This window comes from Acidaminobacter sp. (assembly GCF_030247605.1).
GTDB lineage: Bacteria > Bacillota > Clostridia > Peptostreptococcales > Acidaminobacteraceae > Acidaminobacter.
This window is the reverse complement of sequence record NZ_JAOTSB010000021.1, coordinates 21,355-47,398: the sequence shown is the minus strand read 5'-3', so window position 1 is coordinate 47,398 and position 26,044 is coordinate 21,355. Positions and strand designations below refer to the sequence as shown.

22 protein-coding genes and 6 tRNA genes are annotated in these 26,044 nt (G+C 46.4%); 15 read left to right on the top strand and 13 right to left on the bottom strand.

Features of this window, described 5'->3' with window-relative positions; genetic code table 11:
• The 12 genes from OEL90_RS10585 to OEL90_RS10530 all read left to right on the top strand — a co-directional run.
• A partial coding sequence (locus OEL90_RS10585) for an AIR synthase-related protein (protein ID WP_300688434.1) occupies nucleotides 1-830 on the top strand: 830 nt, incomplete at its 5' end.
• A 76-nt stretch (nucleotides 831-906) separates the two neighbouring features.
• Nucleotides 907-1,653: a ribonuclease PH gene (gene rph, locus OEL90_RS10580; RefSeq protein WP_291401639.1), complete on the top strand. Its 747-nt coding sequence runs from the start codon at nucleotides 907-909 to the stop codon at nucleotides 1,651-1,653.
• The gene (locus tag OEL90_RS10575) at nucleotides 1,646-2,266 is read left to right on the top strand and encodes an XTP/dITP diphosphatase (protein ID WP_300688430.1); all 621 of its coding nucleotides are present in this window, start codon (nucleotides 1,646-1,648) and stop codon (nucleotides 2,264-2,266) included. Before rph ends, OEL90_RS10575 begins: the two co-directional genes overlap by 8 nt.
• A gap of 18 nt (nucleotides 2,267-2,284) precedes the next feature.
• Nucleotides 2,285-2,773 carry a metallophosphoesterase gene (locus tag OEL90_RS10570; RefSeq protein WP_300688428.1) on the top strand — a complete coding sequence of 163 codons (489 nt, stop codon included), beginning with the start codon at nucleotides 2,285-2,287 and terminating at the stop codon, nucleotides 2,771-2,773.
• Between the two features lie 158 nt (nucleotides 2,774-2,931).
• Nucleotides 2,932-3,008 (top strand) — tRNA-Pro (locus tag OEL90_RS10565).
• An 8-nt stretch (nucleotides 3,009-3,016) separates the two neighbouring features.
• A tRNA-Gly gene (locus tag OEL90_RS10560) sits at nucleotides 3,017-3,090 on the top strand.
• A gap of 18 nt (nucleotides 3,091-3,108) precedes the next feature.
• Nucleotides 3,109-3,184, top strand: a tRNA-His gene (locus tag OEL90_RS10555).
• A gap of 9 nt (nucleotides 3,185-3,193) precedes the next feature.
• Nucleotides 3,194-3,269 (top strand) — tRNA-Gln (locus OEL90_RS10550).
• Nucleotides 3,270-3,273: 4 nt separating this feature from the next.
• Nucleotides 3,274-3,349 (top strand) — tRNA-Lys (locus OEL90_RS10545).
• 44 nt (nucleotides 3,350-3,393) lie between these two features.
• Nucleotides 3,394-3,470: transfer RNA gene (locus OEL90_RS10540), tRNA-Arg, on the top strand.
• Between the two features lie 166 nt (nucleotides 3,471-3,636).
• On the top strand, nucleotides 3,637-4,236 hold the full coding sequence (locus tag OEL90_RS10535) for a nitroreductase family protein (protein ID WP_300688425.1): 600 nt from the start codon (nucleotides 3,637-3,639) through the stop codon (nucleotides 4,234-4,236).
• Nucleotides 4,237-4,523: 287 nt separating this feature from the next.
• Complete coding sequence (locus OEL90_RS10530; protein ID WP_291401748.1) at nucleotides 4,524-5,462, top strand: AEC family transporter; 939 nt, start codon at nucleotides 4,524-4,526, stop codon at nucleotides 5,460-5,462.
• Here OEL90_RS10530 and OEL90_RS10525 read toward each other — a convergent pair.
• Nucleotides 5,434-6,222, bottom strand: coding sequence for an NRDE family protein (locus tag OEL90_RS10525; protein WP_300688422.1), 789 nt, complete (start codon nucleotides 6,220-6,222; stop codon nucleotides 5,434-5,436). The genes OEL90_RS10530 and OEL90_RS10525 overlap by 29 nt on opposite strands.
• 150 nt (nucleotides 6,223-6,372) lie before the next feature.
• Between OEL90_RS10525 and OEL90_RS10520 the strand changes: the two genes are divergently transcribed.
• The gene (locus tag OEL90_RS10520; protein WP_291401752.1) at nucleotides 6,373-6,894 is read left to right on the top strand and encodes a cob(I)yrinic acid a,c-diamide adenosyltransferase; all 522 of its coding nucleotides are present in this window, start codon (nucleotides 6,373-6,375) and stop codon (nucleotides 6,892-6,894) included.
• A 123-nt stretch (nucleotides 6,895-7,017) separates the two neighbouring features.
• On the opposite strand, the gene OEL90_RS10515 is transcribed toward OEL90_RS10520, so the two are convergent.
• The 11 genes from OEL90_RS10515 to OEL90_RS10465 form a co-directional block, all read right to left on the bottom strand.
• Complete coding sequence (locus tag OEL90_RS10515; protein WP_291401754.1) at nucleotides 7,018-9,060, bottom strand: TRAP transporter permease; 2,043 nt, start codon at nucleotides 9,058-9,060, stop codon at nucleotides 7,018-7,020.
• Entirely contained in the window at nucleotides 9,057-9,629 is a 573-nt protein-coding gene (locus OEL90_RS10510; protein WP_300688419.1) for a DUF1850 domain-containing protein, read from the bottom strand. Before OEL90_RS10510 ends, OEL90_RS10515 begins: the two co-directional genes overlap by 4 nt.
• Before the next feature lie 2 nt (nucleotides 9,630-9,631).
• Nucleotides 9,632-10,648 carry a TAXI family TRAP transporter solute-binding subunit gene (locus OEL90_RS10505; RefSeq protein WP_291401758.1) on the bottom strand — a complete coding sequence of 339 codons (1,017 nt, stop codon included), beginning with the start codon at nucleotides 10,646-10,648 and terminating at the stop codon, nucleotides 9,632-9,634.
• Nucleotides 10,649-10,954: 306 nt separating this feature from the next.
• Nucleotides 10,955-11,803, bottom strand: coding sequence for a DNA-binding domain-containing protein (locus OEL90_RS10500; RefSeq protein WP_291401760.1), 849 nt, complete (start codon nucleotides 11,801-11,803; stop codon nucleotides 10,955-10,957).
• Between the two features lie 29 nt (nucleotides 11,804-11,832).
• Nucleotides 11,833-13,098 carry an ATP-binding protein gene (locus OEL90_RS10495; protein WP_300688417.1) on the bottom strand — a complete coding sequence of 422 codons (1,266 nt, stop codon included), beginning with the start codon at nucleotides 13,096-13,098 and terminating at the stop codon, nucleotides 11,833-11,835.
• Nucleotides 13,099-13,273: 175 nt separating this feature from the next.
• Nucleotides 13,274-13,468 (bottom strand): DUF1858 domain-containing protein, encoded by a 195-nt coding sequence (locus OEL90_RS10490; protein ID WP_291401764.1) that lies wholly within the window; start codon nucleotides 13,466-13,468, stop codon nucleotides 13,274-13,276.
• Nucleotides 13,469-13,581: 113 nt separating this feature from the next.
• Nucleotides 13,582-15,471 carry a type I pullulanase gene (pulA, locus tag OEL90_RS10485; RefSeq protein WP_291401767.1) on the bottom strand — a complete coding sequence of 630 codons (1,890 nt, stop codon included), beginning with the start codon at nucleotides 15,469-15,471 and terminating at the stop codon, nucleotides 13,582-13,584.
• Nucleotides 15,468-17,912: a glycogen/starch/alpha-glucan phosphorylase gene (locus OEL90_RS10480; RefSeq protein ID WP_291401769.1), complete on the bottom strand. Its 2,445-nt coding sequence runs from the start codon at nucleotides 17,910-17,912 to the stop codon at nucleotides 15,468-15,470. Before OEL90_RS10480 ends, pulA begins: the two co-directional genes overlap by 4 nt.
• Before the next feature lie 9 nt (nucleotides 17,913-17,921).
• Nucleotides 17,922-19,355, bottom strand: coding sequence for a glycogen synthase GlgA (gene glgA, locus OEL90_RS10475; RefSeq protein WP_300688414.1), 1,434 nt, complete (start codon nucleotides 19,353-19,355; stop codon nucleotides 17,922-17,924).
• A gap of 25 nt (nucleotides 19,356-19,380) precedes the next feature.
• Nucleotides 19,381-20,499 (bottom strand): glucose-1-phosphate adenylyltransferase subunit GlgD, encoded by a 1,119-nt coding sequence (gene glgD, locus OEL90_RS10470; protein ID WP_291401773.1) that lies wholly within the window; start codon nucleotides 20,497-20,499, stop codon nucleotides 19,381-19,383.
• The gene (locus tag OEL90_RS10465; RefSeq protein ID WP_291401900.1) at nucleotides 20,492-21,628 is read right to left on the bottom strand and encodes a glucose-1-phosphate adenylyltransferase; all 1,137 of its coding nucleotides are present in this window, start codon (nucleotides 21,626-21,628) and stop codon (nucleotides 20,492-20,494) included. The genes glgD and OEL90_RS10465 overlap by 8 nt, the downstream gene beginning before the upstream one ends.
• Nucleotides 21,629-22,052: 424 nt before the next feature.
• Between OEL90_RS10465 and OEL90_RS10460 the strand changes: the two genes are divergently transcribed.
• A complete protein-coding gene (locus tag OEL90_RS10460; RefSeq protein WP_291401775.1) occupies nucleotides 22,053-23,672 on the top strand; it encodes a Na/Pi cotransporter family protein in 1,620 nt (539 codons plus the stop codon).
• A 125-nt stretch (nucleotides 23,673-23,797) separates the two neighbouring features.
• Here the strand turns inward: OEL90_RS10460 and OEL90_RS10455 are convergent, their stop codons facing one another.
• Nucleotides 23,798-24,529 (bottom strand): DUF2161 family putative PD-(D/E)XK-type phosphodiesterase, encoded by a 732-nt coding sequence (locus OEL90_RS10455; protein ID WP_291401777.1) that lies wholly within the window; start codon nucleotides 24,527-24,529, stop codon nucleotides 23,798-23,800.
• 124 nt (nucleotides 24,530-24,653) lie between these two features.
• Here OEL90_RS10455 and OEL90_RS10450 point away from each other — a divergent pair, with 124 nt between their 5' ends.
• The gene (locus OEL90_RS10450; RefSeq protein ID WP_291401779.1) at nucleotides 24,654-25,961 is read left to right on the top strand and encodes an ectonucleotide pyrophosphatase/phosphodiesterase; all 1,308 of its coding nucleotides are present in this window, start codon (nucleotides 24,654-24,656) and stop codon (nucleotides 25,959-25,961) included.
• Nucleotides 25,962-26,044 lie beyond the last annotated feature (83 nt).

Here is a 26,044-nt window from a genome sequence, read left to right as displayed (position 1 = left end):
CGAAAGGCTCTGGCAAACTGTCGGTCCATGTGTCCTGCAATGATCTGGCGTCAAGTGGTGCTGAACCTGTAGCCTTAACAGTAACAGTCCTGGCACCAATCCACGCTGCATTGGAAGAGATTGAAGCCATGATGGAGGAAATTGCGGAAGCCGCAGCAGACATTGGGGTTTCGGTGATAGGCGGCCACACAGAGGTGACGAGTGCCGTCACCCGCATGGTGCTTTCGGTGACTGCGCTTGGAAGAGTTCCGGTCGAAGAATTGATCTCCACGGCTGGGGCAAAGCCGGGTGACTGGATTTACATGTCCAAGTCGGCAGCCCTGGAAGGCACTGTGATCATTGCGGCTGAAAAGGCGGATCAACTTGAGGCGCTGCTGAGCCAAGAGGATCAAGACGAACTGGAGTTGCTTCAGCAATCCCTCTCTGTTCTGAAGGAAGGTCGAATGGGCAGAATGGCAGGCGTCAGTGCCATGCATGACGTCACAGAGGGCGGAACTTTAGGCGCGATCTGGGAGGTGTGTGAAGCCTCCGGAACCGGTTGTACCATATGGGGCTCGGAAATTGTCGTTGCGGGGATCACTCAAAAGCTTGCGAAGTTTTTTGGGTTTAATCCTCTGAATATGATTGGCAGCGGCAGTATGCTGATGACGATCTCCCCGGATAAAGCTCAGATCCTCGAGGCTGAAGCAATTCGCCAAGGTGTTGCACTGCGCCGCATTGGCGTCATAGAGCCGGATCCTGCCCAGCGTCGAATGATTGGTGAGGATGTGGAGATAGTGACCATCGGCAAACCGGACGTGGATCCCCTTTACAGGGTGTTGGGCTTCTAGGGGAAGCTCGATAGGTCGCAGACGGCGATTTGTGTTAAAATTGAGAAGAAGAAATGAATCATACAGGAGGCACTTTATGATCCGACAGGATGGAAGAACACACGATATGGCAAGGCCGGTCAGGCTGACAACACATTTTCTGCAGCACCCGGACGGCGCAGTGCTGATTGAGCTGGGCGCGACCAAGGTCATTTGTACGGCTATGGTGGAGGAGAAGGTACCACCGTTTCTGAAAGGCACCGGCAGCGGCTGGGTCACGGCGGAATACGCTATGCTGCCGGGATCGACACAACAGAGGAAGCAAAGGGATATCACAAAGGGCAGACTCGATGGCAGATCCTCTGAAATTCAGAGGCTTATTGGTCGAAGCTTACGGTCTGTTGTGGATTTAAAAGCTTTAGGTGAGAGAACCATCTGGATTGACTGCGACGTCATTTCCGCGGATGGCGGCACCAGAACGGCCTCCATCACTGGCGCTTATGTGGCTATGGTGCTGGCTATGGAGAAATTGATGGATAAAGGTCTGCTGTCTCAGCTGCCAACGACAGACTGGGTGGCGGCGATCAGTGTGGGTGTCTGCGGCAGCACGCAGTTGCTGGATCTCTGTTATGTTGAAGATTCCTCCGCGGATGTGGATATGAATGTGATCATGAACGGTAAGGGAGAATTTATTGAGCTTCAGGGGACGGGTGAAGCCAGGCCGTTTTCCAGAGCGGAGCTGGATGGACTCCTGCAGCTCGCTGAAAAAGGAATCAGAAGTATGATCGAGGCGCAGCAGAAGGCGTTGACAGATGAGCTGGGAAGGCGGACGGCCCATGAATAAGGTGGTTTTGGCGTCTTCCAACAGCCATAAGCTTAAAGAGCTGCAGGCTATGCTCTCTGAATTTGATTTCGAATTGCTTTCTCTCAGTGATGTGGGTCTGGCAGGACTGGATATTCCGGAAGATGGGGATACCTTTGAGGCCAATTCGCTTCAAAAAGCGAAAGTGGTGGCTGGTTTGACCGGCTATCCGGCCATTGCGGATGACTCCGGACTAATGGTGGATCATTTGAATGGTGCGCCTGGCGTCTATTCTGCCCGTTATGCGGGAGAACCCAAAAGCGACAAGGCCAACAACGCCAAATTGATTGAATCGCTTAGAGGCGTCCCTGAGAGCGGCAGAACAGCAAAGTTTGTGACGGTTATTACCTTGTTTGTCAAAGAAGATCAAATTTTGACTGCACGTGGGGAAGTCGAGGGGCAGATCCTTTCTGAGGAACGCGGCAGCGGCGGTTTTGGCTACGATCCGCTGTTTTATGTAGAGTCCCTGGATAAGACTTTTGCGGAACTCAGCGGTGATGAGAAAAATGCCATCAGCCACAGAGGCAGAGCAATATTAAAGCTCAGAAGCCTTTTGGCAGAAGATCAGGATTTTGCGGTAAAGCATGAAGACTGAGGAAAGGGTGATTGTGCTTTGAAACTGATAGTGATCAGCGACACCCACGGTGAGAAAAGCTGGATCCAAAAGGCTGTAGAAGCCAACCGGGATGCGTCAATTATCATTCATTGCGGAGACTTTGCCTCTGATCTTGAAATTGTGAAATCAATGCCTATCGAAGCTGTTGCAGTTACTGGCAATGTGCCGGACTTACATCAGGCCCGTTTGATGTCGGACGACCGGATGGAAGAGCGAATTCTTATTTATGAGGGCGTCAGAATTCTTCTGACTCATGGACACCGCTATGACGTGAAATATACCCTGAATAAGCTCTTTTACCGTGCGCAGGAAGCTCAGGCGGAACTGGTTCTGTTTGGTCACACCCATACTGCATTAAATCTGAGCCATGACGGCATCACTTTTTTGAATCCGGGCAGCCCTGCCAGACCCCGTGGTGGTAAGCCGGGCTATGGTATAATTGATGTTGAGAAGGGTAATTTTACGTGCCGGCTTGTATATTTTTAAGTTGGAAGCTGCCCGTCAGCATGGTGGAATGACATTGAGAATGTGATGTTTAGGGGCTTTTGTGGCGATTTTGTGACTGGTAAAAGAAGTTCGATAAAAAAACCAGAAAAAAGGTTGACGCCCCCCGAATCTTTGAGGTATAATCGTATTTGTCAGTTCGGGGTGTAGCGCAGCTTGGTAGCGCATCTGATTTGGGATCAGAGGGTCGCGGGTTCAAATCCTGCCGCCCCGACCATTTATAACGCGGGTGTAGCTCAGTGGTAGAGCCCCGGCCTTCCAAGCCGGTTGCGAGGGTTCGATACCCTTCACCCGCTCCACTATTTACATCCTTCATGGCGGCTGTCGTCAAGTGGTTAAGACACAGGATTGTGGCTCCTGTATACGTGGGTTCGACTCCCATCAGCCGCCCCATTTAAACTTTGGGGATTCGCCAAGTCGGTAAGGCAACGGACTTTGACTCCGTCATTCGCAGGTTCGAGTCCTGCATCCCCAGCCAATGTGACCCATTAGCTCAGTCGGTAGAGCACTTGACTTTTAATCAAGGTGTCCCGCGTTCGAGCCGCGGATGGGTCACCATTCTTTATATCGGCTCAAGCAACAAATAACAAATTAACCTCCATGCGTCCGTAGCTCAGTCGGATAGAGTCGCTGGCTTCGAACCAGTTGGTCGGGGGTTCGAGTCCCTCCGGGCGCACCACGAAAGCATTGAAAATGCTGGATTCTCTTAAGTGAGAGTCCAGCATTTTTTTATTTTCAATCAAGGTTTCTTCCTCAATTTTAATGACGACATTGTCATGTGACATTCTAAGAAGTTATAATAGAGTCAAGACAATTTGAAATGCAATTCGAAAGGGGAAAATCTTGTGCTGACCAATGAAACCATCCAATCCATTCTGACCCGTAGGAGCATTAAGATCTATAAAGAGGATCAGGTTCCGGAAGAAGAACTCCTGACCATCCTGGAAGCCGCCAAATTCGCGCCTAACGGGATGGGGCTTCAGGAGTGGCGCTTCACTGCGGTTCAGAATAAAGACGCACTGAGAGCTCTAAACGAAGCGGCAAAGCAGGTCTTGTTGAATCTGCCCGAGGATGATTCTGTGCCGAAACCGTTAAAAAATCAAGCAAAGCATTATAAGGATATACCTGACTTCAATTTTTTCTATAACGCGCCAACACTTGTGATAGTGACAAGTTCCAAAGACCCGGCGATATCCTCTCCGGCGGCAGATTGTGCTGCAGCGCTTGAAAACATATTCGTAGCGGCGCATTCCCTGGGTGTATCCTCTTGCTGGATCAACCTGCTGACGAGGATGAGTGATTTTCCTGAAATCAGAAACCTGTTTACAAAATGGGGGATTTCGGAGAATGAGCGCTGCTATGGCTCTGCGGCACTTGGATATAATGGCGGTCCTGAGAAAAAAGCCGCACCAAGACGTGAGGGGACAGTGACCCTCGTAAAATAGAGACACGAAATAGACATAAAAAAACCGTATGCGCAAAGTCTCATACGGTTTTTTAACCAGGGTTAAGCTTTCCTCTTGTTCTATGCGTGATTTGAAGCGTTGAAAACAAATCACTAATAAAATGGAAAGAATTGAATAATGTCAAAGGTCTGGTAAAATGGTAAGGAAAAGGCTGATGCTCTGTTGAATAAATAAACACGCTCATCTGTGACTTCAGTCGTGGGTGATTCGATTTTTTAGCTTCAGAATCTTCAATCAAGTTATGACTGAAAAGGAGGGGCTTCAACTTGGAAAACCTGATCTTGTCATTAAACGTCGTCATGCCCCTATTCCTGGCAATGGCCACCGGTTATCTCATGAAACAGCTAAAAGTTGTAGACGACCGTACTTTGGCGGTCATGAATGGCGTCTGTTTCAGATTGTTTTTGCCTACCCTGCTATTTTACAATATTTATAGTACAGACCTCAAAGCAGTGCTCAACATTCCGTTGATGGTCTATGCCCTAGGGACCTTGGCAGCCGCTCTGGGCGTGCTGTTTATCCTGATCCCCATCCTGGAAAAGGACAATCGCAGACGTGGTGTTCTCATACAAGGCATTTTTCGCGGCAACTTTGTACTGTTTGGCATTCCTGTGGCACAGGCTTTGGCGCCGCCCAATCAGGTCGGTGTCGCTGCGTTGATTATTGCTATCACAGTCCCGCTTAATAATGCCATTTCCGTTGTCATTCTGGAAATTTTTAGAGGTGGACGTGTTGATGCGCCTCGAATTGCGCGAGGCGTGATCACGAACCCTAATATTATTGGATCAGCCTTTGGTCTTCTTCTCCTCGTCTTGGGTCTGCGCCTTCCCTATCCCCTGGAAAAAACCGCCCTTGATTTTTCCCGCGTGGCGACACCTCTTGCGCTGTTCCTCCTTGGAGGAACCATGTCCTTTCGATCCGTCAAAGGTGCTCTTCGTCCTCTGCTGATTGGTACAATAGGAAAACTGATTGTTTTGCCGATGGTCTTTATTCCCATCTCCATAGCCGCAGGCTACCGTGGTATTGAACTAATCACCCTGATGGTGCTTTACGGTGCTCCGGCCGCTGTCGCATCCTTCACCATGGCACAGCAAATGGAGGCAGACGGAGAATTGGCTGCCCAATTAATTGTCTTTGGTTCAGCCTTTTCGGTTCTGACCATGTTTGTGATGATCTTCATTCTGAAGCAATTAGCTTATATTTGAGCGTGGTTGAACGCCAGTTGGTATTGCCGGCAGCATCGTGCAGCAAGCTTTGCTCAAAGAGTGTAACGAAGCCTTTTCGGTCGATCATGAAGATCGTATGGGCGCGTGTGCCATAAGTGCCGGCATCGATAAATATTGATGACAGCTTTCGTTCCAGATCCAGGTCGAGGCCTGTCGAGGGTAAGTCTTGATCTGTTGCCATCTGACTGTCCTTAAGAAGTGGCAAAAACACCTCTGGATCAAGTTGAGCCGGGGTCTTTGAGAGCAATTCTTCAAATATGGCTTTGCCACGGAGCAGTTTTGGCCAAGGCGTGTCCAGGAATGCGTTGGACAATCCATACAGGCCAGGTGAAAGCTCGGTTATTTGTTTGCGGACATTGTCAAAGTGATAAAGTCCATGTCCGTCTTGAAGGATGAGGTTAAACGGATTGAAATCCGATGCCTCCTTCAGAACTTTGTTAAGATAGATTGGCGCGGTATCCGACCGGTTGAGGAAGCGGGGGATCAGAACGCCTCTGGACTGCGCGGCATCTTTATGAAGAGAAAAGTCCCTGTGGTTGGTTAAAAGCCCGAAACGTCCGTATTGATCAGAAGCAAACCATGTGCCTTGGTCTTTAAGATCTCTGCCGCCGGCTATGCCTGGCTGATCTGGCCAAAAAGCGGCAGCTGCAGTAGGTCGTAAAAAAAACTCATCGCGGTTTGCTGCTATAACGACGGGGTATTCAGGGTGAAAGTGATAAGCAATCCAGGCAATACACATAAGCATTCTCCTTGTGGTGGATTCAACTGATGGAATAATACCCAATTCAATGATGGGATCACTTGATTTGTATCATATTGTTTCTTTTGAACCGTTCAAACGCGAGAAATTCAACAACTTTATAATCTGAATCCGGAAGGGATGAGCATATTGGAGACTGGAAAGGGTTATATTCACATTTACACAGGCAATGGCAAAGGTAAAACAACGGCTGCTTTTGGACTTGCTGTCCGTGCGGCTATGTCTGGAAAGAAAGTCTACATTGGGCAATTCGTCAAAGGTATGGCCTACAGTGAAACAAAATGCTCAGCATATATTCCCGGGATTGAAATCGAGCAGTTCGGGACAACTTGCTATATAGATCGAAATCCGGATGAAGAAGATGTTCAGCGGGCAAAGAACGGACTTGAAAAATGCAAAGCTATGATGAAGAGCGGGGATATTGATGTCGTGATTTTGGATGAAATTACGATAGCGGTTTACTTTAAACTTCTGACAGATGATGAAGTGTTGGGTGCACTGAAAGTGAAAGCTGAGCACGTCGAGGTTGTCCTGACAGGCCGTTACGCTTCGGAATTATTAATTGATGCAGCTGACCTGGTCAGTGAAATTCAAGAGGTTAAACATTACTACAGACAAGGTGTGCTTTCGCGAGAAGGTATAGACTGCTAATCAAAAAGGACAGAGCCATCAAAAATGGCTCTGTCCTTTTTTAGAAGAAGCTTTACAACTAAATTTCATGGCTGGCCGCGGGTTGATCCCGCGCATACAACCATAATGTCAGTCTGGCAGAACTTAAGCAGTTGCGACTTTCTCTTTTTTCGCTCTCGCACGCTGTAATATGACAACGACAACGAGGACTGCAAGACCAAAGGCATCTGAAGTCAGACCTGGAACCAGGAGACCAAGTGCGCCTGCGAGCAACATGATCCGCTCGTAAATTTTACATTTAACAATTAAGAAGTTTTCAACTGCGCCACCAAGACATACTATGCCCAGCATGGCTGTGAGAATAACAGGAATGGCCGTATAGAATGGTAAAAATACGACTTGGTCCCCTATGACCTCTTTGACGAGAATCAGTCTTGAATCAATGGCAAAAATATAAGGGACAATGAAGGCCGCGGAGGCTAATTTGACGGCCTGGAATCCGGTTTTCATGGAATTGGCGCCAGCTATTCCTGCGCCTGCGTAAGCGGCCAGAGCGACCGGAGGTGTGATGTCTGCGACGACGCCAAAGTAAAGGATAAAGAGATGCGCAGCCATCAAATTGACTTCCAGCTTAATGAGCGCAGGTACAGCCATGGTTGCGAGGACAATGTATTTGGCAGTTGTAGGAAGGCCCATGCCAAGGATGATAGAAGCGATCATGGTAAAGAACAGCGTTGGCAGAAGCATGCCTTGAGCAAGTGTTACAATGAGCTCTGCGATGCGTAGTCCAAGACCGGTCAGGGTAACCACACCTACAATCATACCAGCGCAGGCGCAGGCGCAGGCAACGCCCAAGGCGCCTTTGGCGCCGCTTTCCAGCGCGGAGAAAAACAACTTAACGGTAAACGATTGATCCCTCTTGATCAATGTGACTGCGACTGCCATTAAGACACTGATGCCGATGGCATAGAATGCTGAAATCAAAGGCGTGAAGCCCATAATCAGAAAAGCTATGATAACAAAGAGCGGCACGAGCAAATAACCCTGGCTCAGCATGATCTTCTTGACGCTAGGAAGCTGGCTCTTAGGAAGTCCTTTGAGACCGAGTTTGCTTGCTTCAAGGTGAACCATGGTCCCTACAGCGAAGTAATAAAGGACTGCGGGAATGGCAGCAGCTGCGATAATTTTTATGTATGGAATTCCGGTAAACTCAGCCATGATGAAGGCTGCTGCGCCCATAACCGGCGGCATAATCTGACCGCCCGTTGAAGCCGCGGCTTCAACAGCGCCGGCAAAGTAAGGTTTGTAACCAACGCGCTTCATAAGTGGAATGGTAAATGCGCCTGTTGTAACTGTATTGGCAACAGAACTGCCGGAAATGGATCCCATAAAACCGCTGGCAACTACAGCAGTCATTGCAGGACCGCTTTTTAAATGGCCTGTCAATCCGTAAGCCAAATCGATGAAGAATTTGCCAACGCCGGTCTTATCGAGAAAGGCGCCAAACAAGATAAACATAAAGACAAAAGTCGCTGAAACGCCTGTAGGTATACCCAGCAGACCTTCGGTAGTCAAATACATGTGGCTGATGATCCGTTCAAAACTAAAACCCCGGTGAGCGAGTACGCCGGGCAGATAAGGACCGAATTTTGCATAAGAGAGAAAGAGGATTGCGACGATTGGCAGTTCCGGACCTACAACACGTCTGGTAACTTCAAGGGTCAGCAGAATCGCCAGGGCACCCAATACAATATCGACCTGAGATATGTCGCCGCCTTTGCGCGCTATTTGATCGACAAAGACAAACAAGTAACCAAAGACGACAATGGCTATGGCAGCGAAGCCGAAATCGAGAATAGAGGCCTTGGTTTTGCTGCTTTTTTTACCTGCAGGATATAAAAGGAATCCAAGTGTAAAGGCGAGAATTAAGTGCAGGGAGCGCTGACGGACGGATAACAGCGTGCCAAATCCTGCGGTATAAAGATGGAAAAGTGACATGCCTATGGCAATTATAGTGACCAATTTTGATACTATTCCGGTCAGCTTCCTGAGTTTACTCGTATCCTTGTCAAATTTATCAAGAAGGACCTCAGCATCCAAAGGTTCGTGGTCGGGGTTAAATTCAGGGGTTGGTGTTTGGGGTGATTGTGGATCCTGATCTGGATGTAACTGCTTGTCGTCTGTCATTTTATAACCTCCTTGATGACATAGTAAAGCAGAGGCGCGCGTATGGAAATAAACTCAACCGCTTGACCGGGACTTGAAAACGTGACAAAAGGGATATCCTGATCTCTGATCAATAGCCTGTGATTAGCCCTAACTGCGCCTGTTCTGTAAACAAGATGATCCATTTTCAACTGGATATTAAAAATCCTGAAACTGTCCTCTGTTATTTCAAAGTCATAGGGTGTCGTTGCGGGAAGGCCGGCACCGTAAGTTGAAAACAGAGTTTCGTCCAGAATCACATCTCCAGCCTTGTCAATATGGTAACGCTCTGTCACTGGTGATAGTTGAACTGAATGTGTATAGATAATATCGAAAGTTTCATTCGGTTTAAGACGCCACATTCCCAGTTGGGTGCCTGAGCGGTCGTCTCTTGCCAATAGCCAAAGTTGTGGCCAAAGCGACAATAATAAAAGCAGTAAAATTAAAAAAAAAGCAGAACGGATGAGAAAGACTCGATTTATAAAGCCGTTTTGGTTTAAAGAGCGAGGTATTGGGAATCTTTGCACCCAATACCTCGTTTGATCAAACACTTTTATTTAATACCCATTTCGTCATAGTACTTCTGAGCACCTGGGTGAAGATCGATAGGCATACCGGCGAGAGCAGTTTCTAGCTTGATGTCGTTGCCTCTCTGGTGAGTGTCGATGATCACTTGGCGTTGTTCAAACATTGATTTGGTAAGGTTGTATGCGAGCGTCTCATCCATATCTTCGCTGACGATTAACATTGCCATAACAGCGGCAGTCGTAACATCCGCATCACTACCTTTGTAAGTGCCGCCTGGAACGACAACTTCTGTATAGAAAGGATAAGCTGCGATCATTTCAGTAATTTTTGCTGAGTCAATAGGAACTATGACGATATCAGCTGTTTGTGCAACTTCGCTGATTGCAGAAGTTGGAAGGCCTGCAGTGATGAAGGCTGCGTCGATTTGTTTGTTCTTAATCTGGTCAGCCGCTTCGTTGAAGGACAGGAAGTCAGCTTTGGCAAGATCTTCATACTTAATGCCGTGAGCTTCGAGAATCTGACGCGCATTCGCTTCTGCGCCGGAACCTGGAGCGCCGACTGCAACTTTCTTACCCTTGAGGTCATCCACTGAAGCAATACCGCTGTCTTTGGTTGCGATAATTTGTACAACTTCAGGATAAAGCATTGCCATTCCGCGGATGTTGGTGATTTTTTCTTTGTCTGCAAAAATCTCAGTTCCGTTGTAAGCATAGAAAGTGACGTCGTTTTGGACGAAGGCGATTTCAGCTTCACCCTTTGATACGAGACCTACGTTTTCAACAGATGCGCCTGTAGCTTGAGCGTTAGCGGTTACGCCAGGGACGTTTTCATTGAAGATTTTTGCAATAGCGCCGCCAAGAGGATAGTATGTACCTGCGGTACCGCCGGTTGCAATTGAAATGTAGACTTTTTCAGCTGGTGTTTCAGCGGCTGGCGTTTCGCCGCCTGCTGCAGGCTCCTCTGCTTTAGGTGCGCAGGCAGTGAGACCAAGTGAGAGAATCATAACGACGACGAGTAATACAGACCACATTTTTTTTGACAATACAATCCCTCCTAAAATAGTTGACTGAAGTTCAGCAAACTTTCTCTTTCTTTTCAAATCCCCCTCCTTAATGTTTGAATATTCTATCTATAAGGATATTATACCAAAAAAATGAGAACATCTTACAAAAATAAACGCGAAAGCGCATTTTGGACAGCATTCAAACTTTCGTCAGATCAGCCAATTCACTTTCGCGTACTAAATCCAGTGGTAAAACCTTCCTTGAAGATAGTTCAATTATAAAGGGAGGCCTACAGAATCCTACAGGATCATACAAAAAAATATTCAATTAAATAAAAGTTCTGATTATTCTATTAAAGCTGAAATGCCTTCTACAAATCGCTTAACATCAACTTTTCCCCTGGATGGACTATTGCCTCTGGCGTATTCCATTTCTTGGCGAATAGCCTTAAAGCTGAAAAGGGTTGTGGAATATCTTTCAAATTTATAGTTTGAGAAGTCTTCCACACCTATATTGGCTATGTTTTCCATGGCAAGCTGTACCAAACGTCTTAGTCTCTGTTCGATCCCTTTCAGGCTTATTGTGTCCTCTGCGTAGGACGGGTAGTGGTCTTTGAGCCATTGGTAAAATTGACCTAATGGAAGATCGCTTCTTATTTGCGGCAAAGCAAAGAGCAGTTCGTCGCAGCCTGACTCTCCCAAAATGCCAACCTCTTTTAAGATATTCTGAAGTTTTGAGCGCTTTTGGCAGGTTCCGTTTTCCGCAGCAGTTACATTTTTTGAGGTGGCCGGTGTGCCGACAAGCCTTACGTAGTGCTTAAGCTGGTGCATTTCTAGAGTTCTTGACAGGACGGTGACAACTTCAGTGACGTTAATAGGCTTGTTGATATAATGGTCAACGCCTGATTTGTAGGCTTGAGCGATGATTTCTTTGGCGCCAACCTCGGACAGCATGACGATTTGCCCCTGAAAGTTATTTTTTATCAGCGCCTCTGAGACTTCAATGCCGTCCATACCCTCCATCAAAAGGTCGAGAACGACAATTTCCGGATTGTGCCTTAAAATATCCTGGACAGCAAACCAGGGATCGTCACTTTGGAAAATTTCAGAATCATTGAAATGCGTACTGATTATTTGAGATAAAATTTTTCTTACCGAACGATCATCATCCACAATGTAGAAACTGCAAGCCATTAATTCGATTCCCCCTGTCAAAGCGTACCTTATTGATCATGTAAAGGAATTGGATAAGCTATTTGAATCAATGTGCCGCTGCCGACTTTGGATTCAATTTTGATATGCCCCTTGAGGACATGTTTCACCAAATACTGGACTTGTGCGAGTCCAATGCCTGTCGACATCTGGCCGGTGCCAGGATCATAATGTGTAGAATAGCCTGGTTCGAAAATCAATTTCAAATCTTCTTCCGGTATGCCGCAGCCGGTATCTTTTACAGAAATTTGACAGTGTCCGGTTGCGACTAAGACCTCAAGAATAATTTCACCTGCTTGGTCAATGGCGTCAACCGCGTTAGTCAAAAGATTATTCAATAAACTTAAATAATCATATAAATGACGGTCCGGAATTGTTGGACTTAGTTTACGGTCTATTTTGATGTGTTTACCGTTTGATTGTGCCCAGACTTCGATATCATCACACAGAAAATGAGTAAGCTCAATGGGTGTGGGAACCGATTCGGGCAGACTATCCGGAATAAGGTCCCTCAGGGCTTCATTGATCCTTCTGAAGTCTTTTTTAATTTCGTGAATATCCCGTGTTATGGACAGCACTTTTCGAGGCATATCCCATTCAGCAGGGAGTGCGGCTTTGTTCTTTTGTATGTAGGTATATAAACCGTGCGCTTTAGTCATGGCTTTCTCAACGTCGCCTTCAGACTTTTTCAGGAACATGATTTCAGCGTAAAGTTTTGATTGAGAAAGAATCCAGCTGGAGATCTTTTTCTTTTCTTCTTCCTTTTGAAACATGGTGGGATAAAACCTTGCAAGCAGGTAGACAGCGAGAATTAAAATGCTTCTGATGATGGCTGTTAACAAAAGGGCTTGTAATTTGAACGAAGAGAACAAATCGTGAAACTGGCCTCTGATCAAAAGTTCAAGTATATTGCTCAGCACATCAGTAGACAAGAGCACCATGAGCGCCAGCAAAGGGTGGTTTAATCGATATCTGACTTTCGAGAACAAGAGGATGGAACCATAGCAGACATAGTAAAATGCCCCTGGCAAGTGTGTGAAGAGTGCAAGGTCAAAGGGCAGTGATAAATTCAGTGCCAGCCATATTCTGAATATAAGAATGGAGAGACCTGTAACGGCAACGGTTTTTAAGCTGCTGTCATAAAGAAGCAGCAAGATGCCATAGGCGCAAACGCCGAGAGAAAAGCGAAAATCTGTATAAAAAGGCCGCAGGTAGATTTCTCCAAATAGTACGGTAATAACAGCAATCATAATGTGAAGGTGTTTTGAAGATTTCATGGGCACCTCCTGAAATGTCAGATCACTTCATTTTATCATGCTTTCGATCATCTGTGTACCACGTGATAAAACAGGTTGGCAGCTGCAAATCGACATAAAAAAAGGGAAGAACGCACCAGCGACTTTTGCCTGCCGGACGTTCTTCCTTCTGTAAGAAAATTAATCGATAGTTAGACTACTTGATGCTGCTGTTGAGGGAGTCGACGAGTTTAGAAACTTCAATGCCATGAACTCGGGCAGCGTCTTCGAGGGATTCAGCCTGAGCAGAAGGACAGCCAATGCAGCCCATGCCGTAACTCATTAAAGCGCTGACCGTCGCAGGGTATTTCTTAACAACATCACCAATCGTCATATCTTTTGTAATTTCCATTTTGAAGTGCCTCCTTTAATAATGATCGGGTTTAAATCCGAGTGTATTGGTTGGGTTTGTAATTGAATTATAACCCAGGACACTTCAAAATAACAGTACCGATTGTTACCAAATTAAATATTATTATATTTTAAGATCAGTGTGCCTTTTGCAGGGACCTTGATGGGCAGCTCTGCATCAGGATACCATTTCAATCCGTCGAGAATAATTGTGAATGATTTTCGATTCAAATTTTGTAAAACCAAGTGGACATCCCCGGGATTGTGATAGAAGTCGTAGTGCTCCTTGCCGCGTTTGATCCTATAGGCTAGACAGCCGGCATCAATGGGTTCCATGTTTCTCCGGATCTCGTCAGGCTTCATTGAAAACAATCCGGACTCAAGCCGGAATGTAATCAGACTTTTAACATGTTCATTCAGAAGCCGATACTGGGATTTGTTTGTCCAACAAACAGAATTGACAGCGTCGCCTGCATTATAGCTGTTGTCATTTCTGAATTTTGTTCTGTTGAACTCAGTGCCGCTATGAATCAAGGGAATGCCAAAAGAAGACATCAGGATATTAAAGGCAAGACAGGTCAAATTCAGGCGCTCCGCTTCATCAGAATCTGGCAGAGAGTATTCAAGCTTGTCGCGCAAAATTAAATTATCATGGGTCACCAGGTAGTGAATGATTTCCGATGGCGAGTCTGCCAACTTGCCGGGATGATGCGCGCATGCCACGCTGGCACAGATGCCTGATAAAAGGTCGTGCATCAGGGACGGACCTGGATTTGCCGTTTGATTCTGGATGTAGCCTTTCGAATCGCCATTTGGTGATCCGAGAAGGCGATTTTTAAAGTCATCCTCAAATATTGCAATACCAAGTCCCCGCTGACGTCCCTTGCCAAACCTCTGGTCATCAGGTAATATGGTGCCTGCAGCAGTCCAGGGTTCGCCATAAACAAGCAGATCGGGCCGTTTGCTCAAAAGCTCCTTTGAGATGCTTTGAACCATGGTGTTATCAAAAAGTCCCATGAGGTCAAATCGAAAGCCATCAATGCGATACTCTTCCAGCCAATAGTGAAGTGAGTCCATGATGCGTTTTCTCACCATGACCCGTTCTGTAGCCATTTCATTTCCGCATCCTGATCCATTGGAAAAGCCATGATCAGATACTCTGTAAAAGTAATTTGGTGCCATGCGTTGATAGGACGAGAACCTAAATTCATAGGTATGATTGTAGACCACGTCCAGGACAACGCGCATGCCCTTTTGATGCAGGGCATGGATAGCGGATTTGAGTTCCAAAATGCGTTTTCCGTTTTGAGGATAACCGGAGTAGGAGCCCTCCGGTACATCAAACAGCACGGTATCGTAACCCCAATTGTAAGGATCGCGAGTGAGCTCATTTGTGGTGATAAAATCTTGGACCGGCATTAGCTGGACGTGTGTCACACCCATCTCTGACAGATGATCGATGCCGGTGGACAAACCGTCGCAGGAAGTTCCGGATTCTGTCAATCCCAAATACAAGCCAGGGTGAGTGGCCCCTGAGGTCGGATGGGAGGTAAAGTCCCTGATGCTGAGTTCATATATGACAGTTCTGCCATAATCCACTGGTGGGAGCAATGGGGCTGTCCGGAAGCCTGGAGGATCGAAGCGTCCAGGTTCCAGAATCAATCCGCGTTTAGAGTTGGGTCCTGAGGCTTTCGCCCAAGGATCGATGATTTCGTACCGCCTATCATCATTCGCGTACTGGAGGAGATAGGTATAATAGAAACCGGTTAGATTTTTTTTGACTTCCAGGACGTAACTGCCATCACTTTCACGCTGCATCACATGAGTTTCCCGATGGAGTGTGCTGCTGGTCTCATATAGGGCAAGCTCAACTTTTGCCGCAGCGGGCGCCCAGAGTACAAAAGAAGTGGCCGAATTACCATCATTTACGACAGCGCCAAAATTATTTCGTTTGGCAGCGCGCTCCGCAAGCGCTTCAAATTCAGGATTGAATACCGAGTTCATTGCGACCCCTTCAAAGTTTCGAAAACTTGTGCTTTCCAGATCTCGCGATTATAATCTCTGATCGTGCGGTCGCTGGAAAAAACTCCTGATTTCGCGATGTTTACCAACGACATGGCGGACCACCTCTTGGCATCGCGATAGGCTTCACACGCTTTCTTTTGAATGTTGGCGTAACTTTCGAAGTCCTTGAGCACAAAAAACGCATCGTTGTGATCCAGGAGTGCGGAGCGTATCAAATAGAATTCCTCAGGTGAAACGTTTAAAGTCCCGTCTGTCATCATATCGACAGATCTCTTGAGGAGCGGATTGCTTTGATAAATTTCATAGGCGTTGTAGGATTGATCCTCATAATAGCGGTAGACTTCTTCTGCCGTTAAACCAAACAGAAAAATATTGTCCTTTCCGACAGCTTCTAGAATCTCAACATTCGCGCCATCAAGGGTCGCGACAGTTACAGCACCATTCATCATCAGCTTCATGTTGCCGGTACCTGAGGCTTCTTTGCTGGCAGTGGAGATTTGTTCGCTGATATCCGCGCTTGGAATGATGTTTTCAGCAACAGTGACGCCATAGTTTTCAACAAAAACGACTTTCAGTTTTTCGTTGACATCCTTATCAGAGTTCACCAGGTCGCCTACGGCATTAATCAGTTTGATAGTTTGTTTGGCTGTCTGATAGCCCGGTGCGGCTTTTGCTCCGAACAAAAAGGTCCTTGGAATCAGATCCAGATCAGGATCCTCTTTTAATCTGAGGTAAAGACTCATGACATGCAGAATGTTGAGCGTCTGCCGCTTGTACTCGTGAAGTCTCTTGATCTGTATATCAAAAATACTGTCAGGGTCAATAGTGACGCCGCTTGATTTATGCAGATAATTCGAAAAATCGACCTTGTTGGCTCGCTTAATCTTCATGAGTTTTTCCAAAAAAACTGGATCAGATTGGTACTTCATCAGACGCCCCAGGGACTCGGGCTCTTTGATCCATTCGTCACCTATAGCATCAGTGATGTGTGCCGATAGTCGCGGATTGGCGTGCAGCAGCCAGCGTCTATGTGTGATTCCATTAGTCTTGTTGTTGAATTTTCCGGTGAAAAACTCATTAAAAGGCTTTAATTCTCTATTTGCCAGCAGCTCTGAGTGCAGTTTGGCGACACCGTTGACGCTATGGCTTCCGACAATGCAGAGATGGGCCATCCTGACTTGTCCATTACCTATGATAGCCATTTGTGAGGATCGCTGGGGATCGACCTGACTGTACAGACGCTCTGTTTCAAGTCTGAAGCGCCGGTCGATTTCCTCAATGATCATCAGGATTCTCGGCAATAAAGTGCGCACGACATCTATTGACCATTTTTCCATGGCTTCGTGAAGCAAAGTGTGATTGGTATAGCTTATGGTTTGTGTTGTGATCTTCCAGGCTTCATCCCACTGGAGCTCTTCAATGTCCATCAATAATCTCATAAGTTCCGGAATGGCGAGAGCCGGGTGCGTATCATTGATGTGGATGGCATTGTACTTATGAAAATCGCGGATAGGGAGACCGCTTCGCTTGTAAGACCGCATTATGCCTTGAAGACCTGCAGAGACAAAGAAGTACTCTTGCTTTAAGCGCAGCAGCCGGCCGTTTTCATAAGCATCATCAGGGTAGAGGACTTGCGAGATTGCTTCAACGGCGTATTTTTCAGAAAATACACGGTTATATTCCCCGCGGCTGAATCCTGCCAGGTCAAAGTCAGGGGTTTTTGCTTCAGCGCTGTAGAGTCTGAGCGTATTGACAATGCCGTTTTGGTACCCCGGTATTGGCGTGTCGTAGGGGACGGCCATAACCACTTCGGTATTTTCAAGGAAGAAAACGTTGCGGCCGTTGATATAATCCTGGCGGACTTTACCTCCAAAATGGACTTCCACTGCCTTGTCAGGCATCTTCACTTCCCATACGTTGCGATTTTCAAGCCACCGGTCAGGAAATTCCACCTGATAGCCATTGATGATTTTTTGCTCGAAAAGTCCAAAATTGAAACGTATGCCAATCCCATGACCTGGGATCCCCACTGAAGCCATGGAATCCATAAAGCATGCTGCAAGCCTTCCTAGGCCGCCGTTTCCAAGGCCTTGATCTTTTTCTGCTTCGCTGATTTCCTTGAGTGAAAGGCCCAGGTCTGACAAGCCCACCTCAACGACTTCATAGACACCCATGGCATGCATATAGTCTGACAGCAGTTTCCCTGTCAAAAATTCCATGGAGAAATAGAAGACCTGACGTGCGTCCAATTTGTTGTAGGCAATGGAAGTGCCAACCCAGTCATCTGTCATATATTCTTTGATCAGACTTCCAAGTGCGTGATACTGATCCCAGACAGTGCTCTCTTCAAGGGGTCGGCCGCTTTTTGCTTTCAGCCTGCGCAAATAGTCTTTTTTAAACTGGTTGACATTCAGTTCCATAGAGTCACCTTACTTTCCTAAGTTGCGATAGATCTCCAAGTAGTGATGTGCCGAACGCTTCCAACTGTGATCAGCAGACATGGCTTGACGAACAAGCGCATTCCAGTTTTCCTGATTGGTTTGGAAAAGTTCAACCGCATCTCGGATCTGATCCAACATTTCGTGTGCGTTGTAATTTGTGAACGTAAAACCGGTGCCTTCACCGGTAAAGCGGTTATAAGGCACGACGGTATCTTTGAGGCCGCCGGTTTCCCTTACAATTGGGATGGAGCCATACCGCAGCGCAATCAGTTGTCCAAGGCCGCATGGTTCAAACCTTGACGGCATAAGGAAGAGGTCCGAGCCGGCATAGATTCTTTGTGCCAAAGTAGCGTTGAATTCCACATATACTTTAAGTCGATTAGGAAATCTCTGAGAATAGTATTTAAAGAGATTTTCGTAATGATAATCCCCTGTACCAAGGACGATCAATTGAACCCCGAGATCGAACATCTCTGGCATGACGCGTTCTATCAGGTCAAAGCCTTTTGAGTCTACAAGGCGGGACACTATGGCAATGAGCGGTGCATTTTCATCTACGGTCAGTCCTGAAAGGGATTGAAGCTTAGCCTTGTTCGCGCGCTTGCCTTCAGGGGAGGTTTGGTCATAATTGAAAAATAGTCTCGCATCCGTTTTTGGATTGTAATCGTCATAATCGATGCCGTTGGTAAGTCCAACCAAATCATGACGGCGGTAGTTGAGGTCCCATTCCAGTTTTTCGCCAAAATAAGGTGTCAGAATTTCTTCTGCATAGGTTTCGCTGACCGTCGTTATCTTATCCGCAAAGCGAATTCCGGCTTTCATGTAGTTGATGCCGCTGCCGAAAACCAGGCGGCCATCTCCATGAAAAGCACTCTCCGGCCCAAACATATCTTCAAGGAAACCGCGTTCGAAAACCCCCTGGTATTTGAGATTGTGTATGGTGAAAACTGATTTTGTTTGTGCATAGCGGGGATCTTTGGCATATTGGGTTTTGAGCAGATAGGGCACTATTGCGGTATGCCAGTCATTCAAATGGATGACATCCGGCTCGAAATGAGTCATATCAATAGCTTCAAGTACCGCTTTTGAGAAAAAGGAAAAGCGTTCGCCGTCATCAAAATAGCCGTAGAGCTGATCGCGCTTAAAATAATATTCATTGTCTATCAGATAGTAAACGACTTTGCCAAAGTGGATTTCATGGACGCCCATATATTGATTCCGCCAATTCATATGAATGGTTTTGGAACCCAGAAAATCAGCGTGCTCTGCCAACGCAGCGGCTATTGTACTGTAGTAAGGCGTAATCACTCTGATATCGACATCCTCTTCTGCAAGAGCTTTTGGCAGGGAAAACGCGACATCTGCCAGTCCTCCGGTTTTGCTGAGCGGAAGTGCTTCAGAGCTAACAAAAAGTATTTTCAAGTGGATAAGCCTCCTTTATGCCGGATCACAGGACCATGTTCTTCTTGATGACGAAAGGATTGCTTTGATCGCCGAAGAGCATTTTTCGCGGCGTAATCGTGGCGTGTTTATCAAGGATGACATAGTTAAGATTAGTGGCTTCGCTCACGGTGACATATGGCAATAATATTGAGTTGCGGACGACGGCACCTTTTTTTATCCGCACATCCCTGTGGATGATTGAATTCTCTACTTTTCCTTCTATGATACAGCCATTCGCTACCAGGGAGTTGGAGACGTAGCTGTCTTCAGAATAGTAGGTTGAAGGCGCGTCCATGACTTTGGTGTAAATTGGGCCATGCTTGTTGAAAAGTTCCTCGCAGAGCTGAGTATTGAGGAGCTCCATGTTGGTCTCAAAGTAGTTGTTGATAGTCTGAATACAGCTTAGATAGCCGTTGAAACGATAAGCGCTGACTTTCAACTCAGGCAGACGCTGAAAGATTGCCTCCTTCAGAAAACGAGCGTCGCCTCTTTGAATAGCGGATTCGATAATCTTAATCAAACGTTCGCGTTTCATGACATACATTTCCATAGAAACGTTATAACGTTCTTCCTTACCGAGGTTTTTTCCTATGCCTATGACGCGGTTCTGATCATCCAATGACAGCGTGTCGCAGTTCGGAAAGCGGTCATAGGATTTTTCGATTGTCTTGTAGACTATAGTCACATCAGATCCTGAATTTCTGTGATGTTGAACCACATCTTTATAATCGATGTTGCACAGCATATAACTTCTGGAAAGAAGGACGTACTTTTGGGTTGAGTTTTGAAGATAATCAAGATGGTTTCTATAGTTTTCAAGGTCCCCAAGCCGTCTGATGTTATCCTCAGAATTGACCTCCGGATAGAAAATGTAAAGCCCGTCCCGCTTGCGGTCCAGTCCCCAATGCTTGCCGCTGCCGACATGAAGCATGATGGAATGAGACTTGCCGTAGGTGAATATGGCCACGTTTGACAATCCGCTGTTCACCATATTTGAGAGCTGGAAATCGATAATTCTATAGCGGCCAAAAATGTGCAGCGCTCCGAGTGATCGGCCCAAAGTCAGGTCTTTTATTTGTTCCTCGGATTCGCTTAAGTTGATGATGCCCATAACATCATTCATGGTTTTCGCCTCCTTCCGATGGATAGACGGCGATATGGTCTCTGGTTCCCTTGACAACCGTGCCGCTCTTCACTGTGATGTCGCTGAGTATGATGGCATAATCAATCTGAACATCATCTTCGATATTTGTATTAGGCATGACGATAGTATTTTGAACAACCGAATTCCGACCGACATGAACGTCTGTGGAAATGACGCTTTTGATGACATGTCCTTCAATGACGCAGCCTTCATTCACTATGGAGCCTTCAACTCTGCCGAATGGGCTTATGTACTGAGGTGGACTGATCGGGTTGACGGAGTAGTTTCTCCAGGACTTATCATGCAGGTTAAGTTCGTTGTCAAGTCCCAACAAATCCATGTTGGATTCCCACAGGCTCTCGACGGTACCGACGTCCCTCCAGTAGCCGCTGAAACGATAGGCGTAAACCTTATGATGCCCCTCGACCATTTTTGGTATGATATCTTTACCAAAGTCGGAGGAGCTGTCTTCTGAATAATGGTCTTCAATCAGACAAGCTCTGAGAACCGGCCAGCTGAAGATGTAAATTCCCATAGAAGCGAGATTGGATTTAGGCTCGTCCGGCTTTTCCTGAAATTCATAGATCATGTCGGTTTCATCTGCGCTTAACAGGCCAAATCGTGAAGCCTCATCCCATGGCACTTCGATAACGGAAATAGTTAAATCCGCATTCTTTTCCTTGTGAGTATCAAGCATTTTTTGATAATCCATCTTGTAGATATGGTCTCCTGAAAGAATCAGGACATAATTAGGATTATAAGCGTCAATAAAATTCATGTTTTCAAAGATCGCATTTGCAGTGCCCATGTAAAAACGGCCGCCTTCTTTGTCGAAATAAGGCGGTAGAATTTTGACACCGCCAAAATTCCGATCCAGGTCCCATGAGCTCCCAATGCCTATATGCGAGTTCAATTCAAGGGGCTGATACTGTGTCAGAATACCGACGGTATCAATTTCGGAATTGGAGCAGTTACTTAGCGTAAAATCAATGATTCTAAATTTGCCGCCAAAAGGTACTGCCGGCTTGGCAATTTTGTCTGTAATTTCTCTTAGCCTAGAGCCCTGGCCGCCTGCCAGGATCATGGCGACGATTTCTTTCTTCTGCATTTTCAATAGAATCGCCCCTCCTTCATAATAAAAAATCATCACTTATACCCGATCTTCACCTTGAAAGATGTCAATGTTGAGTAAAAGTTGATGAATTGCTTGGAAATTTAGCCTTTTTCCTGATAAAAACACCCCTTCAAATTGAAATAATTATGATCATGATATTGTTGTAGAAATACCCAACAGATTGGTAGATGAAACGTCCAAGGACGTCATTAAATGAAGTTTTTGTAACTTTACAAACGAATTAGTGTTGAATTGCTATTTGGTGTTATGTATGATCAAATTGCCAGTAAAATTTAACATAGATTTTACACTAAAGCACTTCATTTCTGGTAGAATTTCACGGTGTCTTAATAAACAAGTGATTATTCAGATTAATTTAGACGGAGCAGTGTCAATTAGTTGAATCAGGAGGCGAAGTATGGCATTTACAATCGGTGTTGGCGTTTTAGGAGGGCTTGGACTATTCCTGTTTGGCATGAGTATGATGGGAAGTGCGCTTCAAAAAGTTGCCGGAAAGAAAATGGAAAAAATTATTGAGCTCTTGACCAGAAACAGATTCATAGCTGTCATGGTGGGCATGTTTGTTACAGCAATCATTCAAAGTTCAAGTCTTACTACGGTTATGGTCGTTGGTTTTGTCAATGCCGGGATCATGAAGCTGACCCAGGCGGTCGGCATCATAATGGGAGCCAACATAGGCACAACGATTACCGGTCAGCTCGTATCGCTTAATCTGGAACACTGGGCACCGCTTGCAATCGGCATTGGGGTCTTTGTCTGGTTTCTCGCAAAAGATGACAAAAAGAAGAATATCGCTGAAATATTTATTGGATTCGGTTTGCTCTTTTTAGGCATGGAAGCCCTCAAGGATGCGCTGAAGCCACTGCGGGAAATTCAGGCTTTCGCTGACATGATGGTCAGTTTTGGATCCGTTCCCGCACTTGGCGTATTGGCAGGTTTTCTGCTGACACTGATGGTTCAAAGCTCATCAGCGTCTATGGGTATCCTGATCGCATTGGCGTCACAGGGGCTGATCCCGCTGGCTTCAGCAATGCCAATTCTTTATGGTGAAAACATAGGCACATGTACCACTGCGCTGATTTCTTCAGTCGGAGCTAGCCGCAACGCAAAACGCGCTGCGATCATACATCTGGTTTTCAACATCATAGGAACGCTGATTTTTGTCTTAGTTCTGACAAAACCTATAGCCTACTTCGTCATTCAACTTAATCCGGATGATGTAGGACGCCAAATTGCGAATGCGCATACCATGTTCAACGTGATCAACGTCATCGTACAATTTCCGTTCGCTATGTTCCTGATCAAAATCGCTATGAAAATCATTCCGGATACCGGTGCCGCAGAGCGTGAAACTGTGACCAAATACCTGGATGAGCGTATTTTGGAAACGCCTTCTATCGCGCTTAGAAATACAATTCGTGAGCAGCTCCACATGGCAAACGTGTCATACAGCGCTCTGAGTTCTTCTATGGACGGATTCTTTGAACGCGATCTGGCCAAAGTCAAACAGACCTTTGTGACAGAAAAGGAAATCAATAAGCTTGAAAAAGCAATTACTGAGTATCTTGTGAAACTATCCAACAGAAAACTGTCCGACTATGACCGGAAGGTAGTCGACGGATTGTTCAACAATATCAATGATATTGAACGTATTGGCGACCATGCGGACAACATAGCTGAGTTAGTGGTGGATGCCCTTGAAAAAGGATTGCCATTCTCTGATGACTCCCGCAAGGAACTTCAGGATCTTTACGATAAATCGGCTTTGGCATTTTCAAAGGCTATGGAATCCATTGTAACTGGCAACCGTGAAACCATTCAGCAGGTTTTTGACATTGAAAATGAGGTCGACAAGCTGGAGAAAATTTGCCGCAGAGGACACATTGATCGTCTTAACAACAACGATTGTAATCCTGAATCCGGCATTATCTTCCTGGATATCGTCAGCAATCTCGAGCGCGTCTCAGATCTTTCTGCCAACCTTGCCAAGGTTGTACAGGACACTTTATCCGCCTAAGAATTTCGGCCCTGACGGTCAACAAAATTGGTCATAAGATAATTAAAAGGCTGTCTGCAAAAATGAGTTGATACCATTTTTGCAGACAGTCTTTTCGCGTGCAGGTCAAGTGAGTCAGGGCGTCTCTAAACTGTTGAATCCTCTATGTAAGCAGCCTCTAAGGCTTCGAAGGCATCCGCCAGCGGTTTGTACAATTTCAATGCATGTTCTCCTTCAGCTGTCAAAGCGTAGATACGGTCTTTGGATTTGGAGAACCAGCCGTAGTAATTTGAGTTCAGAATGCTGGTTGTTTTTTTGGGGTGTGCCCCGTTTGTTTTAAGGGATGCGGTAGACTGAGGACCATTTTTTCTGATCAAATAGGCTATAAAAAGAGCTGCTTCCCGATAGGCTGTTACCAGAGGTACACCGGTACTCCCGGCAATGTTGAGATCCAGGCTTCGGCTTGAGAACTCCTTCTCCAGGGCGGTTCTCTTCCTGGAGGACTGACGTTTGGGTTTGATGGATTCGGGGATCAGTGCTTCTTCCACCATGTAAGTGCTGCCTGTTTTGCTGACCAGAATAAGTCCAAGGTTAAGCTGCTTAAGGACATTGATTTTAGACTTCCATATTTTATCCTGTTTGAAATTATTCGGCTTGGGTATGCTCACATAGACAGCGTCAGCATAACTTTGGCGCTCCACCGCCTGGGCGAGAAGATCAAAGGAAAGGTGCCGCTTCATCTCAATTATGTAGATTAAGTCATTCTTTTTCGCGACGAGATCGCAGGATCTGACCTCGGAGCGGACGTCGAAGCCAAGGTCGTCGAGATGCTGACGCAGGGGTTCGTAAAGCTCGCGTTCGTATTGAATTTTGTCCATTGTGGGCACCCCTTCCATCGGCTAAAAAAAATCTTTTAAAAGTTCAAGCATCAAAATTATATCACATTGCAGAAAATTGTTGCAATGCAAGGGGAAACCAAGGCTGTTGACTGGAGGTGCGGAAATGTGGAATAGACGTCGTTTGATTGTGATATCTTTTGATGGGCTTGCTGATCAGGATTTTGAGACTGTTTCGGCTATGCCTGCCTTTGGCAGGCTGATTAACAGAGCGGCATGGCATAAAAGTGTTGAAAGCATTTATCCTTCGCTGACTTATCCCGCTCACGCCACAATTGTGACAGGGCGGCTGCCCAAAGATCACGGCATTGTGAACAATACGCTTTTTCAACCGGGGAGACCGTCGCCGGACTGGTTTTGGAGTCGTCGTTACCTAATGGGAGATACAATTTACGACGCGGCGGCCAGGGCGGGGATGAGGACAGCGGCTTTGCTTTGGCCGGTGACAGCCGGAGCCGGAATTCACTACAACATGCCTGAAGTCCTGGCCAACCGTCCCTGGGAAAATCAGATTCTGGTTTCTCTTAGGTCCGGATCTCCCGGTTACCAGTTCGAGATGAATCGAAGGTTCGGGAAACTCAGACATGGCACAGATCAGCCGGCGCTGGACCATTTCACCCATCAGTCGCTCATGGCGACTTTGGAAGAGAAACGACCTGACCTGATTCTGGTCCACTACACGGATCTTGACTCCCAGCGTCACGATTATGGATTCAATTCCAAAATGGCCGCTGAAGCATTGAAACGTCATGACCGCAGGCTGGGAGATATTTTGGATTGGATTGAGAACCAGCCGGATTCCGAAGTCTATGGCATCTGCGTACTGGGGGACCACAGCAGCCTGGATGTGGAGCGCGTCGTTAATCTGAATCCCCTTTTTATTGAAAGAGGATTGATTCAGCTGGACCATAAAGGGCGCCTCAAGGATTACAGGGCGCTGATGAAATCTGCGGATGGCTCAGCGTATCTCTATGTCAAAGGTCCTGAGCTGGAGCACGTCAAAGCCCATGTGAGAAAGATCGTCGAAGATTTTGCCCGGGAAGAGGAGGCCATTGAGGCGATTTATCACCACAGAGAAATTATGGCGTTTGGCGCAGATCCAGGCGCGTATCTTATGCTGGAAGCTTCAAAAGGATATTATTTCAATGATCGCTTGGAAGCCGCAGATCCGGTTGAGGAAATTACTGACCTGACGGTGAGGGGAGAGCCTTTCTATCACTGGAATACCCATGGCTTCTCACCGCTGAAGCCAAAATACAACACAGTTTGGATCATGGCTGGAGACGGAATAAAGGCGGGAGAAATTACTACGCCTATGTCACTGTTGGATGAAGCGCCGACATTTGCCGGCTGGCTTGGGGTTGAACTGGAAGGTGCTGTCAGAGGCCCGCTCTCGTGTCTTGAATCAGAGTAAGTTGTTGGAATTCTCAAGTACATAAGAAATTTGCCGTGCGCCGCTGATTCTGTCATTTGGAGTTGAAAGGAATTGAGAGAGAG

What these genes read in the sequence shown, in the direction of transcription:
- OEL90_RS10455 (WP_291401777.1), bottom strand. Translation starts at nt 24,529, where the DNA reads ATGGACAAAATTCAATACGAACGCGAGCTTTACGAACCCCTGCGTCAG.
- OEL90_RS10515 (WP_291401754.1), bottom strand. Translation starts at nt 9,060, where the DNA reads ATGACAGACGACAAGCAGTTACATCCAGATCAGGATCCACAATCACCC.
- OEL90_RS10525 (WP_300688422.1), bottom strand. Translation starts at nt 6,222, where the DNA reads ATGTGTATTGCCTGGATTGCTTATCACTTTCACCCTGAATACCCCGTC.
- OEL90_RS10480 (WP_291401769.1), bottom strand. Translation starts at nt 17,912, where the DNA reads ATGGAACTGAATGTCAACCAGTTTAAAAAAGACTATTTGCGCAGGCTG.
- OEL90_RS10575 (WP_300688430.1), top strand. Translation starts at nt 1,646, where the DNA reads ATGAATAAGGTGGTTTTGGCGTCTTCCAACAGCCATAAGCTTAAAGAG.
- glgD (WP_291401773.1), bottom strand. Translation starts at nt 20,499, where the DNA reads ATGAATGATGTTATGGGCATCATCAACTTAAGCGAATCCGAGGAACAA.
- pulA (WP_291401767.1), bottom strand. Translation starts at nt 15,471, where the DNA reads ATGAACTCGGTATTCAATCCTGAATTTGAAGCGCTTGCGGAGCGCGCT.
- OEL90_RS10495 (WP_300688417.1), bottom strand. Translation starts at nt 13,098, where the DNA reads ATGAAATCTTCAAAACACCTTCACATTATGATTGCTGTTATTACCGTA.
- OEL90_RS10465 (WP_291401900.1), bottom strand. Translation starts at nt 21,628, where the DNA reads ATGCAGAAGAAAGAAATCGTCGCCATGATCCTGGCAGGCGGCCAGGGC.
- rph (WP_291401639.1), top strand. Translation starts at nt 907, where the DNA reads ATGATCCGACAGGATGGAAGAACACACGATATGGCAAGGCCGGTCAGG.
- OEL90_RS10460 (WP_291401775.1), top strand. Translation starts at nt 22,053, where the DNA reads ATGGCATTTACAATCGGTGTTGGCGTTTTAGGAGGGCTTGGACTATTC.
- OEL90_RS10490 (WP_291401764.1), bottom strand. Translation starts at nt 13,468, where the DNA reads ATGGAAATTACAAAAGATATGACGATTGGTGATGTTGTTAAGAAATAC.
- OEL90_RS10450 (WP_291401779.1), top strand. Translation starts at nt 24,654, where the DNA reads ATGTGGAATAGACGTCGTTTGATTGTGATATCTTTTGATGGGCTTGCT.
- OEL90_RS10500 (WP_291401760.1), bottom strand. Translation starts at nt 11,803, where the DNA reads ATGGCTTGCAGTTTCTACATTGTGGATGATGATCGTTCGGTAAGAAAA.